Source organism: Prevotella intermedia ATCC 25611 = DSM 20706, assembly GCF_001953955.1.
GTDB lineage: Bacteria > Bacteroidota > Bacteroidia > Bacteroidales > Bacteroidaceae > Prevotella > Prevotella intermedia.
Genome location: NZ_CP019300.1, coordinates 575,450 through 594,620 on the forward strand (window position 1 = coordinate 575,450; position 19,171 = coordinate 594,620).

At 43.0% G+C, this 19,171-nt stretch carries 15 protein-coding genes; 6 read left to right on the forward strand and 9 right to left on the reverse strand.

The annotated features are described in order from the left end of the window. The first annotated feature begins 587 nt into the window (after nucleotides 1–587). The gene (locus BWX39_RS02455; RefSeq protein WP_028905632.1) at nucleotides 588–2,762 is read left to right on the forward strand and encodes a helix-turn-helix domain-containing protein; all 2,175 of its coding nucleotides are present in this window, start codon (nucleotides 588–590) and stop codon (nucleotides 2,760–2,762) included. Nucleotides 2,763–3,281: 519 nt separating this feature from the next. Here BWX39_RS02455 and BWX39_RS12350 read toward each other — a convergent pair. The 4 genes from BWX39_RS12350 to purL all read right to left on the reverse strand — a co-directional run bounded on the left by BWX39_RS12350 (nucleotide 3,282) and on the right by purL (nucleotide 8,573). Beyond that, a complete protein-coding gene (locus tag BWX39_RS12350) occupies nucleotides 3,282–3,491 on the reverse strand; it encodes a hypothetical protein (protein WP_076123199.1) in 210 nt (69 codons plus the stop codon). 134 nt (nucleotides 3,492–3,625) lie between these two features. Beyond that, nucleotides 3,626–4,201 (reverse strand): chromate transporter, encoded by a 576-nt coding sequence (locus BWX39_RS02465; protein ID WP_028905631.1) that lies wholly within the window; start codon nucleotides 4,199–4,201, stop codon nucleotides 3,626–3,628. A 2-nt stretch (nucleotides 4,202–4,203) separates the two neighbouring features. Further along, nucleotides 4,204–4,818, reverse strand: a complete 615-nt coding sequence (locus tag BWX39_RS02470; protein ID WP_028905630.1) for a chromate transporter — start codon at nucleotides 4,816–4,818, stop codon at nucleotides 4,204–4,206. Nucleotides 4,819–4,820: 2 nt separating this feature from the next. After that, the gene (gene purL / locus BWX39_RS02475; protein WP_028905629.1) at nucleotides 4,821–8,573 is read right to left on the reverse strand and encodes a phosphoribosylformylglycinamidine synthase; all 3,753 of its coding nucleotides are present in this window, start codon (nucleotides 8,571–8,573) and stop codon (nucleotides 4,821–4,823) included. A gap of 815 nt (nucleotides 8,574–9,388) precedes the next feature. On the opposite strand from purL, the gene BWX39_RS02480 reads away from it, so the two are divergent. The 5 genes from BWX39_RS02480 to BWX39_RS02500 all read left to right on the forward strand — a co-directional run bounded on the left by BWX39_RS02480 (nucleotide 9,389) and on the right by BWX39_RS02500 (nucleotide 13,418). Continuing rightward, nucleotides 9,389–9,745: a DUF6122 family protein gene (locus BWX39_RS02480; protein WP_014708950.1), complete on the forward strand. Its 357-nt coding sequence runs from the start codon at nucleotides 9,389–9,391 to the stop codon at nucleotides 9,743–9,745. Nucleotides 9,746–9,860: 115 nt separating this feature from the next. Next, entirely contained in the window at nucleotides 9,861–10,739 is an 879-nt protein-coding gene (locus BWX39_RS02485) for a YicC/YloC family endoribonuclease (RefSeq protein WP_028905628.1), read from the forward strand. Between the two features lie 11 nt (nucleotides 10,740–10,750). Further along, nucleotides 10,751–11,323 carry a guanylate kinase gene (gene gmk, locus BWX39_RS02490; protein ID WP_028905627.1) on the forward strand — a complete coding sequence of 191 codons (573 nt, stop codon included), beginning with the start codon at nucleotides 10,751–10,753 and terminating at the stop codon, nucleotides 11,321–11,323. A 7-nt stretch (nucleotides 11,324–11,330) separates the two neighbouring features. Beyond that, nucleotides 11,331–11,912, forward strand: a complete 582-nt coding sequence (nadD, locus tag BWX39_RS02495; RefSeq protein ID WP_028905626.1) for a nicotinate (nicotinamide) nucleotide adenylyltransferase — start codon at nucleotides 11,331–11,333, stop codon at nucleotides 11,910–11,912. Nucleotides 11,913–11,978: 66 nt separating this feature from the next. After that, the gene (locus tag BWX39_RS02500) at nucleotides 11,979–13,418 is read left to right on the forward strand and encodes a lipopolysaccharide biosynthesis protein (protein WP_028905625.1); all 1,440 of its coding nucleotides are present in this window, start codon (nucleotides 11,979–11,981) and stop codon (nucleotides 13,416–13,418) included. Between the two features lie 67 nt (nucleotides 13,419–13,485). Here the strand turns inward: BWX39_RS02500 and BWX39_RS02505 are convergent, their stop codons facing one another. The 5 genes from BWX39_RS02505 to BWX39_RS02525 form a co-directional block, all read right to left on the reverse strand. Continuing rightward, nucleotides 13,486–14,445, reverse strand: a complete 960-nt coding sequence (locus tag BWX39_RS02505; protein ID WP_028905624.1) for a glycosyltransferase — start codon at nucleotides 14,443–14,445, stop codon at nucleotides 13,486–13,488. Between the two features lie 13 nt (nucleotides 14,446–14,458). Further along, nucleotides 14,459–15,895: a DUF6080 domain-containing protein gene (locus BWX39_RS02510; RefSeq protein WP_028905623.1), complete on the reverse strand. Its 1,437-nt coding sequence runs from the start codon at nucleotides 15,893–15,895 to the stop codon at nucleotides 14,459–14,461. Further along, nucleotides 15,892–17,241 carry a DUF6080 domain-containing protein gene (locus BWX39_RS02515; RefSeq protein WP_028905622.1) on the reverse strand — a complete coding sequence of 450 codons (1,350 nt, stop codon included), beginning with the start codon at nucleotides 17,239–17,241 and terminating at the stop codon, nucleotides 15,892–15,894. Before BWX39_RS02515 ends, BWX39_RS02510 begins: the two co-directional genes overlap by 4 nt. An 85-nt stretch (nucleotides 17,242–17,326) precedes the next feature. After that, nucleotides 17,327–18,289 carry an HAD-IB family phosphatase gene (locus BWX39_RS02520; RefSeq protein ID WP_028905621.1) on the reverse strand — a complete coding sequence of 321 codons (963 nt, stop codon included), beginning with the start codon at nucleotides 18,287–18,289 and terminating at the stop codon, nucleotides 17,327–17,329. A gap of 1 nt (nucleotide 18,290) precedes the next feature. Continuing rightward, nucleotides 18,291–19,169, reverse strand: a complete 879-nt coding sequence (locus BWX39_RS02525; RefSeq protein WP_028905620.1) for a decaprenyl-phosphate phosphoribosyltransferase — start codon at nucleotides 19,167–19,169, stop codon at nucleotides 18,291–18,293. Nucleotides 19,170–19,171 lie beyond the last annotated feature (2 nt).

The window sequence follows — 19,171 nt, forward strand, 5'->3', positions numbered from 1 at the left end:
AATGAGATTGTTACACAATAGTGGCGTTGTGGAAAAATATTTACACTTTTATAACCTTCTTTCCGCCAATAAAACATAGAGCAGACTTGTGTCTAAAGTAGACGAAAATAGAAGCTGATGTATTTGCTTTATAGGCTTGCATAAAGGCGGAAGCGCAAGACTGACACATACAGACATAATAGAAAAAGGTGGTGTATCATTGTTTGATACACCACCTTTTTACTTTCTCAAATCATCAACTAACCTAAATAATTTACTCTCTAATAATAACTAATCAACTATTTTTTTACTTACGTGAACTGCTTGTGCTATATTGGCAGTTACGATAGCAACTATCATCAATATTATGAACATAATCTTTTTACCTTTCTTGAGAGCCGCTTGCCCTCACTATTTTAACTTCTTACCTATTGTTTACGAGTGCAAAGTTACGGCTTCTTGGGTTTTCAGGCAAGCAATTCAGGCAAGATTGTGTAATATGGGCGCATTTATTGCCGTGCGTCAAGCGGATTGATTTTTATCAATGACAAATTTGCGAGCCTCGTATTTTTTGATTAAATTTGCTGAACGATAGCGAGAACAAAGCGATGGAAAAGAATATAGAACTGCAAAATGCGTGGGACTTTGTAGAACACACAGGCATCAGCATCTTTCTTACAGGAAAGGCTGGTACAGGAAAAACAACCTTTTTGCGTGCCATTAAGCAACACAGCACAAAGCGAATGGTAGTGGTAGCCCCTACGGGAGTGGCTGCCATAAATGCCGGTGGCGTAACCATTCACTCGTTTTTTCAGCTTCCGCTTTCCCCTTTCGTGCCCGAAAGTATGGTGAAACCGCGCTTTGAATACAGCAAACAGAAACGAAAGATAATGCGAACGCTTGACTTGCTCGTTATCGACGAGATTAGTATGGTGCGTGCCGACATTCTCGATGCCATCGACTCGGTGCTCCGTCGCTTCCGCGAACACGACAAGCCGTTTGGCGGAGTGCAACTCCTGATGATTGGCGACCTGCAACAGCTTACCCCCGTGGTGAAGCCCGAAGAGGAAGAACTGCTGAACCGATACTACAACACACCGTATTTCTTCGACTCGAAAGCACTGCAAAGCATACAATATGTTACGATTGAGCTGACGAAAGTGTTCAGACAGCAAGACGAAACGTTCATAAACATTCTAAATCACTTCAGAGATGGCAACGTAACAGACGAGGACTTCAAGACGCTGAACAAGCGTTATCAACTGAATTTCAAGCCCGAAGAAGGCAGCGACTATATTCATCTGACGACTCACAATCGCATTGCCGAAAATTTGAACAACAAGCAATTAAGGCAGATAGAGTCGGAAGAGTTCAGGTTCTGCGCACAAGTGGAGGGGCAATTCCCCGATAACAGCTATCCTGCCGACTATGAACTGACGCTGAAATGCGGTGCGCAGGTGATGTTTATCCACAACGACCGCTTCGAAAGATACTACAACGGCAAGATTGGACGCATTACCTACATTGACGAAGAAAAGATAATGGTGGCTTGTGCTGGCGATGACGAGGCGATAGAAGTAGAGCCACAGACGTGGGAGAATACTCGCTACACGCTCAACGAGCAAACAAAGCAGATTGAAGGCGAGGTGTTGGGCACTTTCACGCAATATCCGCTGCGATTGGCTTGGGCTATTACCATACACAAAAGTCAGGGACTTACCTTCGAACACGCCATTATCGACGCTCAGCAGGCTTTTGCTTCGGGGCAGGTATATGTGGCTTTGAGCCGTTGTCGCTCGTTGGAAGGGTTGGTTTTGGCGTCGCCGCTGAACCAGAATGCCATTATCAACGATGCACGGGTAGACTGCTATATTGCCCAGCAGAATATGCGTGCAGCAGAGAGTATAAGGAATTTGCCACTGCTGAAAGAGGAATATTACAGAATGTTGATAATGGAACTGTTCAACTTCAACGAAATTTCCGCCCTCGAATCCGCCCTTTTCAGAACTTTGGTAGAGCATTTTCACAAGTACGCCAAAACGATAGCACTCCACCGAACAACGTTGGACGACTTGCAAAAGCGCATTCTCGACGTATCGTCGAAATGGACACAGCTTGTAAGAAGTATGCCGACGGACGATTTGCATAGTCCCGAATTTCTCGAAAGAATAAAGAGCGGCGCGCGATACTTCTATAACGAGCTTACAGAAATATTCTCCGAGCAGATTGAAATAACCAAAGGCATAGAGAGTAAGAACAAGGAAGCAATGAAGCGCATAGACAACAACATTGCCGAACTTGAACAAACCCGACAGGCAAAGCTATTGCTGTTGGAGGATATGATGGAAGAAGACTTCAGCACAAGCCGTTATCTGAAGTGCAAGCAAGAAACCATTCTTATATCAATGGGCGACGAAGACGGTGCAAAACGACGCGACAGAAAGCGCAAGGCAAAGGCTGAAAAGAAGCCCAAAGAAGCTACACACGCCATAAGTTACAGACTTTATAAAAGCGGAATGGACTTGAAAGCCATTGCAAAAGAACGCAGTCTTACGCTGCAAACCATTGTAAACCATATTGCAAAGTATATTGCGAGTGGCGAACTGCAAGCCACCGACTTTGTAGATGAGCAGAAAGTGGCAACCATTCGACGCATACTGAAGAACTTTTCGCCTAACGAAGGCTTCAAAAGCATTAAAGATGCCTGCCCTCCCGAAATAACTTACAGCGATATAACCCTTGTTTTGGCAGAGGAAAAAAAGAAAGAACAGGAAAGCAAATAAACAAGCTAACCCTCCCTTTGCAACAAAGCCGTTTACCAATGAACATTGTATGTAACAGCAATTTTGTAATAACAATTCATTCAAAACGGTATTAAGAAAAAATAAACACATTGTTAGCAGGTATAGGAAAATAATAACAAAGTTGCCTGTTATTAATGGAAATAAAAGCCAAAAGTATATGTTAAAGTGCTTCTATAGCTATAAAAATCCATAATTCCAAGAAAAAAACGTCGTAAATAGTTTGTTTTTTGTTTTTTTATATATACCTTTGCAACACTTATAAATAAGTCTTGATTACAAACAGACAAAATAGTTATTAGTAAGTTAATAGTCAAACAAATGTAAGTTAGTATGTCCTCGTGATGAAGGCGCACTAACAAGAATTGAGTCAAGTAATTTTTTGAGTTATTTAGTTAAGTGGCAAAGCCTATGTATGCGTGAGCAAACATAGGCTTTTTTAGGGCTTTTTATCCAAACGTTTTTGTGGTAAAATAGAAGCTTATTAGGGGAATAGTTTCCCTATTGTTGCTGAATATTGTCGTTGAAGATTAATTGCGATTTTGTAAAGATAATTTTGTTGAAAAATGGTATTTGCGCTTTGGCATTGCGAAAGCGGCTGTTTTGCGATGTAAAACCTATGCTTTTACCGTGCAAAACAGCCGCTTTTGGAATGCGAAACAATAGGTTTTGCAATGTGTTGATAAAGAGTGAGTTAGATAAAAGATATATTTGTAAAAAATATTTACATCTTTCTAAGCTTTTCCTCCTATAAATAAGGTGTCTAAGCAGAGTAGGGTAGTTGCGAAAACGTTTCTTTTATGTAGACGGCTTGCATTGCAAGGGTTGTTCTTCATTTCTTCCTTTTAATAAAGGAGTACCAATCCTGCAACTGCGGAATAGCAAATCATGCGAATTGGGTTTATCTTTAGCCACATCGTACCAACAAAAGTGGTAAGGAAAAGGGCAATGCTGATGCAGAAATGCCATAAGTTCATATTAGGTCGCGAGAAGTTTTCGGCATTGCAAAGCAGCAGTGTAGCTGCTGCCAACAACCCTACTACAACAGGGCGTACGCTCATAAAGATGGATTGAACCAACGACGTCTTCATATATTTCAGGAACAGCTTACTGATGAGAAGCATCAAAATAAGCGACGGTAGCACCAATGCGAATGTGGCTGTAATGCTGCCTAACACTGCCATTCCGCCTGTAAAGCCAGCATTATGCACTGCCGTATAGCCGCAATAGGTTGCAGAGTTTATGCCAATAGGACCAGGGGTCATCTGCGAAATAGCTACGATATTGGTAAATTCCGCTGAAGACAGCCAGTGATGGCGTATCACCGTCTCGGTCTGGATAAGCGAAAGCATTCCGTAACCACCACCGAAGCCAAACAGTCCAATCGTAAAGAATGTGTAAAAGAGTTGTAGAAATATCATATCTATTCGGTTGGGGCTATGAATTTACCATACAGATAGCCGCCTGCAACAGCAGCAATGAGTATGTAAATAGGGTTTACACCTAAATAAGCAATGAGTAATGCTGTAACAATGGGTATCCAGCAGTTGGCAAGATTTATCTTTGCTCTTTTCGCAAGATTAAATGTGGGCACGGCAATGAGTGCCACTACGGCAGGGCGAATGCCACGAAACATAGCTTCTACCCACGCTAAGTCCATAAACTGATGGAAGAACAGGGCAACAAGAAGAATCATAAGGAACGATGGTAACACCGCTCCCAGACTTGTGCACAACGCTCCTGGCGTCTTGCGGAGCTTGTATCCAACAAAAATACTTATGTTTACAGCAAACACGCCAGGGCAACTCTGCGCCATTGCAATAAGGTCTACGAACTCTTCCTTGCTTATCCAGTTTTTTCTTTCTACTACCTCGTTCTCTATAATAGAAATCATAGCGTAACCACCGCCGAGCGTGAACGCACCAATCTTGAAGAATGTCTTGAAGGCATTCCAATAAATAGCAAGCCCACCTCTTCCGTTTGAGGCAGAAGAAGACAGGCTCGTGTTGTTTAGTTCTTTGTTCTTGTTATCTGACATTATTATTTTATTCGTTCCTCAACCCATTGGCGTGCATTGACAAATGCTTCTATCCACGGCGTAACTTCGTCGTTGCGACGGTCTATTGGGTACCACGCTTGTTGCCAAGGGAATACAGAACGTTCGAGGTGAGGCATCATTGCGAGGTGTCTACCGTCGTCAGAGCAGATACCAGCTACATTGTAATTAGAGCCGTTCGGGTTGCCCGGATATTGTGCATAGTTGTATTTCGCAACAATATTATAACGGTCTTCAGGTTCAGGAAGCATAAACTTACCTTCTCCATGTGCCACCCAAATGCCAAGTTTGCTGCCACTGAGCGACCCTAACATAATGCTCTTGTTCTCTGGAATGTTCAGTCCGAGGAAAGCACTTTCAAACTTGTGGCTGTCGTTGTACGTCAATCGTGAGCGATGCTTGTGTTCTGGGTTGATAAGATTTAATTCTACCATTAACTGACAACCGTTACAGATGCCGAGCGACAGTGTATCTTCGCGTGCATAGAAGTTGTCAAGTGCCTGCTTAGCCTTAGGATTATAGAGGAAAGCACCTGCCCAACCTTTTGCTGAACCGAGCACGTCAGAGTTAGAGAAACCGCCACAGAACACTATCATATTCATTTCTTCAAGTGTCTCACGCCCCGAAATGAGGTCGGTCATCGTAACATCTTTCACCTCGAAACCTGCAAGATAGAGGCTATAAGCCATTTCGCGGTCGCCGTTAGTACCCTTTTCTCGAATGATGGCAGCCTTTGGTTTACGGTGTGTCTGATGGGTTGTTGTGTCGTTGTCCTTCCATCTGTTTGGATTTAAACCATATTGTTGCAACTTACCCGTGAAGTTTTCGTTGAACTTCATTTCGATTGGTTGCTTCTTATAGTTGTCGTGGCGTTTCTCAGCCATACCGTTTGAAGCCTGCTTACGTTCGAAGAGGTAAGATGTTTCATACCAAGCTTCGCGCAAAGCGTCGATGTCGAAGTCGTGTTTCCAACTTCCATCGGCAATGCTTAGTGTACGGTTTTTGGTGTTTGGATAGCCAATGCGTGCGAAGCCAATGCAGTTCTCTTCCAAGAAAGCCTTTACTTCGTCGTTGTGTTCGTTGGCAACTTGAATGATGACACCTGGATTTTCGGCAAACAACTTACGCATAATGTCATCGCCTTGCATATCGTGCAAGTTGATATTCAGACCACCTTCAGGATTTGCAAAAGTCATTTCGAGCAGCGTTGTAATCATACCACCAGCCGAAATATCGTGTCCTGAGAGAATCCACCCACGGCGAATCATCTCTTGAATGGCATCAAAGCAATCGCAGAAGTAGCGAGGCTCCTTCACGGTAGGAACGTCAGAACCAATCTTGCCCAAGCTCTGTGCAAAGGCAGAACCACCCAGACGCTGCTCGTCGAAGCTGAAATCGATGTGATAAAGGCGTGTATTCTTATCGTTCACCAATACTGGAGAAACCACTTGGCGCACATTGCTCACCTCTGCACCGCTTGAAACGATGACTGTTCCTGGCGAAACAATCTTCTCGCCGTTAGGGTATTGCTGTGTAAGCGACAGCGAATCCTTACCTGTCGGTACGTTCACACCAATGGCGCAGCAGAAATCCGACAAGGCTTTCACTGCACTGTAAAGGCGTGCGTCCTCTCCCTTTTGCGCACGGCAGGGCCACATCCAGTTTGCTGAAAGACTGATGCTGTCCATTCCATCAGCAAGCGGAGCCCATACAATATTGGTCAGCGATTCAGCCACAGAGAGCACCGAGCCTGCTTCAGGCGATGCCAAACCTGCTTGTGGAGCGTGTCCGATAGCGGTGGCAATGCCCTTATAGCCACGGTAGTCGAGTGCTACCACGCCACAATCGGACAGTGGCAACTGCACTTGTCCTTGGCATTGCTGGCGTGCCACACGTCCTGTAACCGAGCGGTCTACCTTATTTGTGAGCCAATCCTTGCAAGCTACAGCTTCTAATTGCAGCACACGTGTAACGTAATCGTCTATCTTTGCAATATCGTAAGTAACGTCGGCATATTTGCGTTCCACCGTTTCGTCTTTCATTACGGTCTTTGGTGAGTGTCCGAACATTTGCGCAACATCAAGGTCGAATGGCTTTACACCGTCTTTCTGAACGAACGAGAAGTGCGCATCGCCCGTTGTTTCGCCTACCACATACATCGGCGCACGTTCGCGTTCGGCAATGCGACGCACGTGGTCGAGATACTTCTCGTCTATCAGCAAGCCCATACGTTCTTGCGATTCGTTGGCGATGATTTCCTTTGCGCTCAGCGTTTTATCGCCGATAGGCAGCTTGTCCATATCTATTCTGCCGCCACAATCTTCTACCAACTCACTCAAACAGTTCAAGTGTCCTGCCGAACCATGGTCGTGAATAGAAACAACAGGGTTTTCGTCTTCTTCTACCAACGCACGAACAAGATTGTAGGCACGCTTCTGCATTTCGGGATTGGCACGCTGGATAGCATTCAACTCGATTCCGCTTGAATAGCGACCAGTGTCTACCGACGATACCGAACCGCCCCCAAGTCCGATGCGATAGTTGTCGCCACCTACAACAACAACTTTGTTTCCTGGCTGTGGCGTTTTCTTCAAGCAGTCGCGCTTCGCACCGTAACCTACGCCACCAGCAAGCATAACCACTTTGTCGTAAGCATATTTCTCGCCGTTTTCTTGGTGCTCGAAAGTCAATACAGAACCTGCAATCAGCGGTTGTCCGAACTTATTGCCAAAGTCGCTTGCGCCATTAGAGGCTTTCGTAAGTATCTGTTGCGGCGTCTGATAGAGCCATTCGCGCACTGGCAGTATGTCCTCCCAATCGCGCAAGGCGGGCATCTTTCCGTTTTCGTCTTGCAAGCGTGGGTAAGCTGTCATATAAACTGCTGTTCCTGCAATAGGCCAAGAGCCTACACCGCCGCCCATACGGTCGCGAATTTCGCCACCTGTGCCCGTTGCAGCACCGTTGAAAGGTTCTACAGTAGTAGGGAAATTGTGGGTTTCGGCCTTCAGCGAGATAACACTCTCAATATTCTTCACACGGAAGAAGTCGGACGTGCTTTGGTTTTTCGGAGCAAACTGCTCTATTTCTGGACCTTCTGCAAAGGCTACATTATCTTTGTAAGCAGACAAAATCTTGCCTGGATTTTCCTTTGTTGTTTTCTTTATAAGGTTGAAAAGACTGCTTTCCATCACCTTTCCGTCGATGATGAACTCGCCGCCGAATATCTTGTGGCGACAGTGTTCCGAGTTTATTTGTGCAAAACCAAACACTTCCGAGTCGGTCAGTGGGCGGTTGTTCTGCTTTTCTACCTTATGTAAATATTCTATTTCCTCTGGCGACAGTGCCAAGCCTTCTTCCTCGTTGAACTTCTCAAGATTGTCAACGAACTGTATTTCTGCTGGCTGAATATCCACCGTGAAGATGTCTTGATTCAATCCATCGTAGTTGCGGAATATCATTCTGTCTGGATTAGCTTCCATCGACTGCGAAGGGAAGTATTCTTCTATACGAGAAATGCCACTGATACCCATATTTTGGGTGATTTCAACGGCATTTGTACTCCAAGGAGTAATCATTTCGCGGCGTGGTCCGAGGTAGTAGCCCGACAATTCTTTGTCGTTCAACACCTTTGCGTTGCCATAAAGCCAACTCAACTTTTCAACCTCTTCCTGCGTAGGGTTGTGGTCGATTTCAGTAGCAATGACAGTGTCATTAGAAGCCAAGAAAAATAGAATCATATTGCTCTGTATGTAAATAGATTTGTATATGGAGGTTGCTAAGTTCCATTAACCGTCCTCCAACGTTAAGATATTCTTTTTGCAAAGATACACTAAATCAAGGAAAGAACAAAAAAATGACTTCCTTTTTTCAGATAGTTAGCAAATTAATCGGTAACATGCAGTGTAGCCTTATATTTGTTGAACATTGCTTTGCGATTTTCCTTATAATTTAATCAATGTCTTTCGTGTTTGTTAATATCTCTAAATTAGCTACGCTTATTGTTAAACGAACGAGGCTTTAGCAACGGAATTACGGGCACTTTTCTGCGCTTCAGATTATTTATTTTCAAATAATGCCATTGTTTGCGTGCTATTGTAAGTTGCTTAATCATAGCCTATTATCCACTTGTTGGGTAGTACTGTGCAACGAAATGGCATCTTAAATGTGATAAAACGAATACTTTTGTGGAAATATAGATGCGGTTTTGCCTTGCAAAAGAGCCGTTTTTACATTCCAAAAGTGCCGCTTTTGCTCGATGAAACCTATTGTTTTGCCTTGCGAAAGCGGCACTTTTGCAAACTAGCGGCATAGAAAACGCTTTACCAATGCTTATTTCTGATTTTTTAGCCAAATATTTCTCGTATTTTTAAAATTAACATTTGGTGGTGTAAGTTCTTTGGTATTAAGATTTGTTTGCAATTAGTACAGATGCCTTCTGAATAGCCCTGTCTGAATGAACCGAACGTAAAAATATCCTAACTTTTCAGCAAAATGATGGGAGTTTTAAGGAAATGGACTATATTTGCATACTTCTAACGATTTAAAACAAGAAATGACAATCGCATTATTAAGAACCATTATTCACTATGGGCTTCATTTTCTTGCACCCTTGCTGTTTGCACAGTTCTTCAGACGCGAACGCAGGGTGAAGGCGTTTTGGATTATGTTGGCAACAATGCTTGTAGATTTAGACCATTTACTGGCGACACCTATATTCAATCCAGACCGTTGTAGTGTGGGTTTTCACCTGCTTCATTCCTATTTTATGGTAGGTGTCTATGCACTTCTGTGCGTGCTTCCCTACGAGAAACTGAAGCTGCCTTGGTGGCTTCGCCCTATCGGTATCGGGCTGTTCTTTCATATGCTCACCGATTTGCAGGACTTTTATTTGTGGCAACAGTGGTTATAATGGTTTTAGAAGAATATATAAAGACTTGTCAGCGGGTAACTTTTAAAAGGAAGTGATGGCAATTTGGTGCTTTCGGCTCTTTTTTGTACTTTTGCATTAATTAAACGTAAGGATTATGATATTATCAATGACGGGCTACGGTAAAGCTGTCGTAACCTACAAAGAAAAGAAAATAAGCGTAGAGGTAAAGTCGCTAAACAGCAAGAATCTTGACCTTTCAACCCGCATTGCCCCTCTGTATAGAGAGAAGGAAATGGAAATAAGGCAGACCATTGCCAAGCGTCTGGAGCGTGGAAAGGTGGATTTCTCGTTGTGGATAGAGAAAGATGCAGCGTTGGACGCAACGCCCATCAATGCGAAACTCGTAGAGAACTACTATCGCCAGATAAAGAACATAGCGGCACAAACGGGTATTCCCGAACCTGCCGACTGGTTTTCTACGTTGCTGCGTATGCCCGACGTTACAACGAAAACCGAAATAGAGGTGCTCGACGAGGCAGAGTGGGAGGCAGCAAAGAAAGCCATCAGCGAAGCCATAGAGAACTTGGTGGACTTCCGCAAGCAGGAAGGTGCTGCGCTCGAACGCAAATTCCACGAGAAAATTGATAATATAGAAGCCCTTCTGAAGAGCATAGAACCTTACGAAGAAAGCCGTGTACCGAAGATAAAAGAGAAAATCATAGAAGGCTTGGAACAAGTGGCAAAGGTGGATTACGATAAGAACCGCTTGGAGCAAGAACTGATTTACTATATCGAGAAACTTGATATAAGCGAGGAACGACAGCGTCTGACCAACCATCTGAGCTACTTCCGTGAAACAATGGCGGAAGAAGGGCACGGCGTGGGCAAAAAGCTCGGTTTCATCGCACAAGAGATGGGACGCGAGATAAACACGACAGGTTCTAAAAGCAATCAAGCCGAGATGCAAAACATCGTGGTGAAGATGAAAGACGAGCTGGAACAGATAAAAGAACAAGTGCTGAACGCACTGTAAAGAAACAGCAGATGCAAGGAAAACTCATAATATTTTCGGCACCGTCGGGGGCTGGTAAAAGTACCATTGTGCAGTGGCTGATGAACGAACACCCTGAACTGAAGTTGGCATTTTCTATCAGTTGCACCACACGTGCGCCACGTGGCACGGAGCAAGATGGGGTGGAATACATCTTTTTAAGTCCCGAAGCGTTTAAAAAGAGAATAGAAGACAACGAATTTTTGGAGTACGAGGAAGTTTATACCGACCGTTTCTACGGCACATTGAAGAGTCAGGTAGAGGCTCAGGCTGACAAGGGACAAAACGTTATCTTCGATGTCGATGTGAAAGGTGGTTGCAATATAAAGCAGTTTTACGGCGAAAAGGCACTCAGCTTGTTTGTTCAGCCTCCTTCTATCGCCGAACTTCGCCGCCGTTTGGAAGGCAGACAGACCGATTCGGCTGATGCCATAGAAAGCAGAATAGCCAAGGCGGAATACGAGCTTACATTTGCCGATAAATTCGACCATATTATCGTGAACGACGATTTGGCAAAGGCAAAGGAGGAAGCCTACAACATTATAAAGCAATTCGTAGAAGCATAAGGTTGCAATGAAGGTTGGAATATACGGCGGTTCGTTCAATCCTATCCACAACGGACACATAAAACTGGCAGAAATCTTTCTGCAAGAAGCCTGTTTAGATGAGGTTTGGTTTATGGTTTCGCCACAAAATCCATTTAAAATAAACGACAAACTACTCGACGATACGTTGCGTTTGCAGTTGGTTAGGAAAGCATTGAACGGCAAAAAGGGTATGGTAGCCTGCGACTATGAGTTTCGTTTGCCGAAGCCTTCTTATACTTGGGACACGTTGCAGCGACTTTCTGCCGACTTTCCAACCTACGAGTTTGTACTTCTGATAGGGGGCGACAATTGGCAGGCGTTCGACAAATGGTATCACGCAGAAGATATTTTAGCCAACTATCGTGTTGCCGTTTATCCGAGAAAGAGCGATGAAACCGTAGAAAAATGCAATACGTTGCCGTCCGACAATGTTACATTGTTGAACATTCCGCTTATCAATATAAGCAGCACAGATATACGGTTGCGCATAAAAAACGGGCACACAATCAAAGGATTGGTGCCCGAATGTATTGAAAAAGATGTGGAGAAATATTATAATGGAAAATAAAAAACTTATCCAAAGATAGGATAAGTTGAACGAATAAGTGCGTTTTTGTGCGAAAATAACGGTAGAATGGCAGAGCAAACATTAAAGGAGAAAACAGCAAAAGGACTGTTTTGGGGAGCATTGAACAACGGTACAATGCAAATTCTGAACGTGCCCATTGGCATCTTGCTGGCTCGTTTGCTTTCTAATTCCGACTATGGCTTGATGGGAATGCTTGCTGTTTTCACAGCCGTAGCAGGGGCATTGCAGGAGAGTGGCTTTACTTCTGCAATTGCAAACCTTGAGAATCCCACCGACAACGACTATAATTCTGTGTTTTGGTTCAGCACGATAGTAAGCTGGTGCTCTTATATTGTGCTCTTCTTTAGTGCTCCGCTCATTGCCGATTTCTTTCATCACCCAGAACTCATAGACCTTTCTCGCTTTCTATTTGTTTCCTTGCTGTTTTCTGCAATCGGCACTGCGCCGACGGCATATCTGTTTAAGAACATTATGGTAAAGAAAACAACCATCTTGCGTGTATCGTCTTTGGTTGTTTCGGGCATTGTCGGTATCGTGTTGGCATTGCGAGGCTATGGCTATTGGAGTTTGGCTTGGCAACAGGTGTTGTATATAACACTGACAAGTTTGGGACGCTTTTTCCTTATTCCGTGGCGTCCATCGCTGAAGATAGACTTTGCTCCCGTGCGCCGTATGTTCTCTTTCAGCTATAAAATATTGGTTACGACGGTGGTAAACGTTGTCGGTCAGAACCTGCTGACGTTCATTTTCGGACGCCTTTATACGGCAAACGCTGTTGGAAACTTCTCGCAGGCGTTCAAATGGGACACAATGGCGAGCACAATGGTGTCGGGAACCACCTCGCAAGTGGCGCAACCGATACTGGTAGAAGTGAAAGCTGAACGCGAAAGGCAAGTCCTTGTATTCCGAAAAATGCTCCGTTTCACCGCTTTTTTGGCTTTTCCAGCAATGTTTGGCTTAGGTATGGTGGCGTACGAGTTTATCATTGTGTTCATTGCCGATAAGTGGGTAGATAGTGTTCCGCTGCTTCGCATACTTTGTATCAGTGGTGCTTTCCTGCCTTTCTATACGTTGTATCAGAACTTAATGATAAGTCGTGGCAAGTCAGATGTATATTTGTGGGTAACTACTTCGCTTATTGCGGTTCAGTTGTTGCTTGTTTTGTTGTGCCATAGCAAGGGTATGGCGTTTATGGTGAGTGCTTATACGGTGCCTACGGTGCTTTGGTTGTTTGTTTGGCAATACTTTGCACATCGCGAAATATCCCTTCGTCTGTGGGACGTATTGCTCGATATAGTGCCTTATATGCTTGTTTCGGCTGCTATTATGGTTGCGGTTTATATGGCTACGGGCAGCATTCACAACCTTATTGTGCTTTTGTTGGCGCGAATAGGCTTGGCTGTTGTGGCTTATTTCATCGTTATGAAGCTGTTAGGGTCTAAAATGCTCGATGAGTGTATAGGCTATTTGCGTCGCAAGAAGTAAAAGTAAAGGTTGGACTTTATAGTGTTTAATGCGTGTGTTTCCTTATTTTATGCCTTGTTTATGCTTTTTATTTAGCGTACATATTTAACTGCATAATGGGGTAGAGGGCAGCTCGAACCAACCTGACAAATCCTTTTCCTTCGGTGTGGAACAAGTATTTATAGTTCTTTATGCAGTGGTATTGTAGTTTCATAAAAGGCAAAATACCGTTCTTTAATTCCAATTCAAGTATCTTTTTGGCTGCATTTGCTTCTTCGTTATCGGCATTCACATAGTTTAATAGTGATAACTTGGCTGCGAAAAGAGGGTGCACTTGTTTTCTCGTTTCGCTGAAATGGGTAATTCCCCACCTTAGTATGTGTAGGGCATTGCGCCACGATGGCAGGCTTTTGCTGTAATCGTTGTAGGTCGTTGCGGCTGTATGGCGACGGAAATTGACAAGAATTTTATCGATGAATACGATGCTTTTGTGTGCAGATGCCGTTATGGAAAGGGCTGCATCGTACATAGAGTATTTGTAAATGGGGTGGTTTAATGGAGGCAGCATGTCTACAAGCTCACGGCGAAAGAGCAACGTGTGGCCGGGGAGACAAAGAAAACACATACGAATGGCGTGTATATTGCGTTTCCTTTGGTCGAAATAAGCAAACGAACCATCAGTAGAAAAAGGGCGGGAAAGCCCAGAACAGAGTAGGATTTCGCCGATACTGTTTATCTGATTCTCTATTTTATCTGTTTCCCAAATGTCGTCTTGGTCGGAAATAGCTATGTATTCGCCTGTTGCTCGCTGCATTGCTGAAAGGAAATTGCCATTTACTCCTTGTGCTGAATCGTTTTGAAAAACCTTTATCAAGCTATGTTTGCAAGCATATTCTTGAAGAATTTCTGTGGTTTCATCGGTAGAATGGTCGTCTTGAACGATGATTTCATGCAGTGGATACGTCTGGGCAAGTATAGAATCTAACTGCTCTTTGATGTATTTTGCACCATTGTAAGTACATAGGACGATAGAAACGCTTGCTTTCATAATCATTTAAAGTTTAGAAATACAGATACTGAACGAGCAGTGAAACATTATAAACAACGAGATATATTGCAAGTAGAACAAGAAGAATGCGTAGCGTTTGTCTTGTTCTGCCACAAGTATTGTGAACGAAAAATGCTATGGAAAGAGGAATGACGTAAATCCAATGTGCTGTCATAATATAGACTTCGTTGATGCCAAAGCCTAATCCGATGTGCAATATTATATCCAAAGCGGCAAAAGAGAGGCATAGCCACAAGAATTTAACGTGGCGTCCGCACCATATTCCTACGATGAAAAGGAGGAATATCAACGCTTCTACTACATAATTGGCTATCCAGTTGTAGGTAACAATTACAGGACGGGTTTTCATCACATCTTCCAAAGTGTGTTTTTGGTGTAATTGTATGGATTCGCCAAATAGATTTTCTACGATTGTTTCTGTGCGGGAAGTAGATACATCGGTCCAGTTCAGGAAGCGTTTGTTGCTTACAGGCTTGCCCGAATGTGCCTTTTGAGGTTGCTTGGCTTCTGCTCTAAGCACTTCTTTGCGATGTGCTTTCCACATTTTTTGGAAGGCTTGCTCCTGCTTTGTGCTATCTTTAATGTGCGTAGTGTCCCTAAATGCCGCGAACATTGCCTTGCGTTCAGCTTTGATAGCGTTGCGTTTCTTTACCTTACTTGCCTTAACTTTATCTGCAATGAACTGTTCGTGCTGCCATTCGCCTATTGCAAAGATGGCTGCAGCAGGGAAAATGATAGCCAAAAAGATATTTTTTATAGTGAAAAATCGTTTGCCTCGTGTGAAAAGATTGGATAGAAAAACTTTTAAACCGTTATTCAATGAGATGCCAGCAGTTAGCAGAAACAATAGAATAGTCTGCCAAATGCTCATTTCTTTCTGTTCTTGCAGTTGTTTTCCTGCAATATACAGCGTTAGCAAAAGCATAAACAACGACAAAACAAAGTGGTCGGGGGCTATGCTCGATAATAAAATATGGGAAAAAGAATAAAGGATAAAAGCAAGAATTGCTGAATCAAAGGAAGCAATTCCTATAATATGGCGTTGTATTCTCAACATAAGAACAAAGCCATAGGTAGAAAAGAAAATTAAAGCAACTGCAACAATATAAACCGAAAAGTTTATTCCTGTTGCGTGAATGAGCAGTTGGTTTAATAATGAAAAAGGGTAATAGAAGAATGCCAGTAAAGGGTGACGGTTCACGTCGTAGGCCAACGACCAATCGGAAACAACCAAATAGGTAAGCGGATCGAAGCCTGAAAGATGGTAATTATCGACAAATAGCTTGTAGTAATTGCTTGATGGCTTCGTGAATAATGGCACATATTTCGCTATGGCAAGTGTTTGCAAAAGTAATTGCCATACGAAGAATAAGCCAACAGGTAGGCGTTCTTCTCTTTTAATGGTAAGAAAACCTACAATAGCGTTCATGCAATAAGGTAATAAATGATTTGTCCGCCATTATAAACCCATAGCCAACTTGTCAATAGAACCAGTGTGATGCGCAAGATAAAACGTGATTGGCGTGAAAGAATACGCAGCAAATAGCCGATGGAAATGGGAATTATGAAAGCCCAACCTGCTGTCATGATATACACTTCATTAATTGCGAACCCCATAATGATGTGTAATGTGAAATCGCAGGCAAACCATAACAGAAGCATTTTCATGAATTTGTAACGCCACCCCGCCACTATTCCAATCAGAAACAGCAATACGATAAGTGCTTCGACAACATAATTGACAATCCAACTATACTTTACAAAGATAGGACGGTCCCACGAAACGTCTTTTAAAAGATATTCTTGATGTAGCTGGATTGGCTCGCCGAAGAAGTTTTCAATCAGTGTTTCCGTGCGAGAAGTAGATATATCCATTAGCTTTCCTATGCCTTCGCTGCTCGCTGCTTGTCCCGTATGAGCGTGTAGCCACGCATTTCGCTTCTTGGTATGGGCTTCAAACTTTCCCGGTTGTTTCTTTTTCTTGTTGCTTACAATCTTTTTGGTAACTTCTTCTTGCGGAACTTCTACTTGGTAGTACTGCATTTGCTGAATACCAAATAGCAAAGCCAATGGTAGAATGATGCCGATTGTAAGGTATTTAAAGCTGAAAAACTTCCTTCCATTCGTGAAAAGACCTGCCAAGATAGTCTTTCCTGCATTGGAAGCAGCCATTCCTGCGGTAAAGAATATCAAGAGAAAAGATTGCCATGCATTGATGAACTTACCTTGTTTTTGCCGTATTCCTGCAATGTAAAGGGTCATTGTAAGTAGCATAAGCGATATTATAAAATGGTCGGGAACCATTGCTGGCACCAGGATATGCCCAAACGAGAATAGGAAAAGTGTGAGCAACGTGGCGTCTTTTCGTTGCAATTCAAGCACTTCACGCAGAATACGATAGGTGAAGATAACAGAATAGAATGCTGAAAAGACAATGATTATCGCCATAAAGAATACTGCAAAGTTGATGCCTACAGCATTTATAAGCCAGTGATTCAGCCAATATAGCGGGTAAAGCAGCGTTAGAAACAGTGGGTGGCGAATGGTTTCGAAGTGGACGCGCATACAAGAGATGGTTATCCACGACCAGTTGTCATAGCCAGACATACGGAAATTCTTGGTAAACAACGACCAAAAACCTCCGTGTGCCCCCATTGTATAGACGCCAAAGTGGCTACTTATGAGCAGTGCATTGAAAGCCAAGAAGACAAAAAGCATAGCAAATGCTAACAAACGTTCTTCTTTTTTTACTGCAAAAATACCAAGTACAGACATTCTTCCTTATTTAAAGTCTGCAAAGTTACACATTTATAATATATTTTCCAAGTATTGTTGGGTAACTCTTTAGTGTATAATGATATTATTTCCGCTTTAGGAACAAACGCACCAATATGAAGTTTATGGGAACACAGATACCAAAAACAGGTATCATTGCAATGTTTTTAGGCAACCCAAGCCAAAGGAAAAGGGTTAGAAAAATCGTTTGTAGTCCATAATTAATAATGTGTGCAAATGTAAAACCTGCTCCTTTTTTTGCTGTGGATTTAACTTTGAATGTGAATTTGGTTGAGGCGATATAGTTAAAGATGAAGCTCAGAAGATAGCCCACCGTGTTAGAAATTCGTGGTTCTATCCATTTTATCAATAAAAGATATATGCCATATTGGAGAGCAGTAGCTAAAACACCCACTATGCCAAAACGAACGATTTCACCGTAATTTTCGTTCTTTCTCCCCCGAAAAGGCTTATAATAACTTTTATCCGCTTCTTTCAGTAAGTAGCGGTCGCCTTTACTGTCGCCAAAAGCTATCAACTCGTAAGCTTCTCTATATGGAAAGGCACTTTTCAGTCGTTTCATCTTTTCTTTTCCATAGCAGTTTTTTGTAAGGAATTGACCTGTTATGGTACCTAATCGAACGTCTATCTGTGTTCCTTCCACTCTGATTTTATCGCCAAATTCCTCAAAAAACGGTTTCACCCAGTTCTCTATGCTGGCGGTAATGATAATTACACTATCTCCCTCGTTCAATGCTTTGCGAACCGTTTTCAGTCCACTTTGCCGCATAATGCCTTGTTTTTCGTTTGCAAAATCTTTGCAAAGTCTGTTAAACTCGTCTATCTCCATTCCTTTGAAGAACCACGAGAACACACGTTGCTTAGCTTTCCAGTTCGGGTAAAGTCGTAGTTTCATCAATACAAGGATAGGTGAAAATAGGAAGAAGCCCCAGAAAGCTTTCCCAAATCCTTTGGAAAATTCGATGAACTCGACGAATGTATCCTTTTTCGTCAGTGTTCCGTCGAAGTCGAAGGCATATACTTTCATACTACAAGAAATATATTATAATGAGGAACGTAAGTCCAAAGCCCAATACAATGAACTGTATGAAACGGTCGTGGAGGATAACTTTCGTTGGGTCGCCGCTTTTCTTGTCCACCACGGCAATCTGTATATAGCGCAGCAGTCCCAAGAGAACGAAGACACTTGTTAAGTAAAGGTTCTCTGTATGGAAGTTCGCAATTGTTTCAGGGCTTACAGTGTACATAATGTAGCATACCAAAGTAACACTTGCCGTTATGGTAATGGCTTGATTAATGAACGTCAGATTGTAGCGAATGGTGTTCTTTCTTGGTGCTTCGCCTGTTTCGTTCATACGCAAGACATCGTCGCGGCGTTTGGCAAACGAGAGGAAAAGCATAAGCAGGAAGGTCATCAGCACAATCCATTTGCTCAGTCGTATGTCGGTTGCCATACCTCCTGCCTGAATGCGCAATACGAAACCAAACGCCACAATACAAACATCAATAATGGCGTGTTGCTTTAAATACAAACAGTAGGCAACGTTCAAAGCCCAATAAAAGCCGATGACTCCGCCCGTTTCTATGCGCTGTTGGGGTAGAAAAAGTAGCGAAACCATCGATAAAATCACCATTATGCTCATAATGGCATAACCTTGTGCGATGCTTATCTTGCCCGATGCCAAAGGACGATTGCACTTTTTAGGGTGGCGACGGTCGTCGGCTACATCAACAATATCGTTCAGACAGTAGATAGAAGAAGCGATAAACGAGAATGCAATCATCGTGATGCAACCTTCGTAGAGCGATTCTATGTTTCCCAAAGCCTTACCAAAGAAGATGGGAAACAGCACAACGAGATTCTTAATCCACTGATGCGGTCGTATTAACCTGATAATTTCCTTCATTT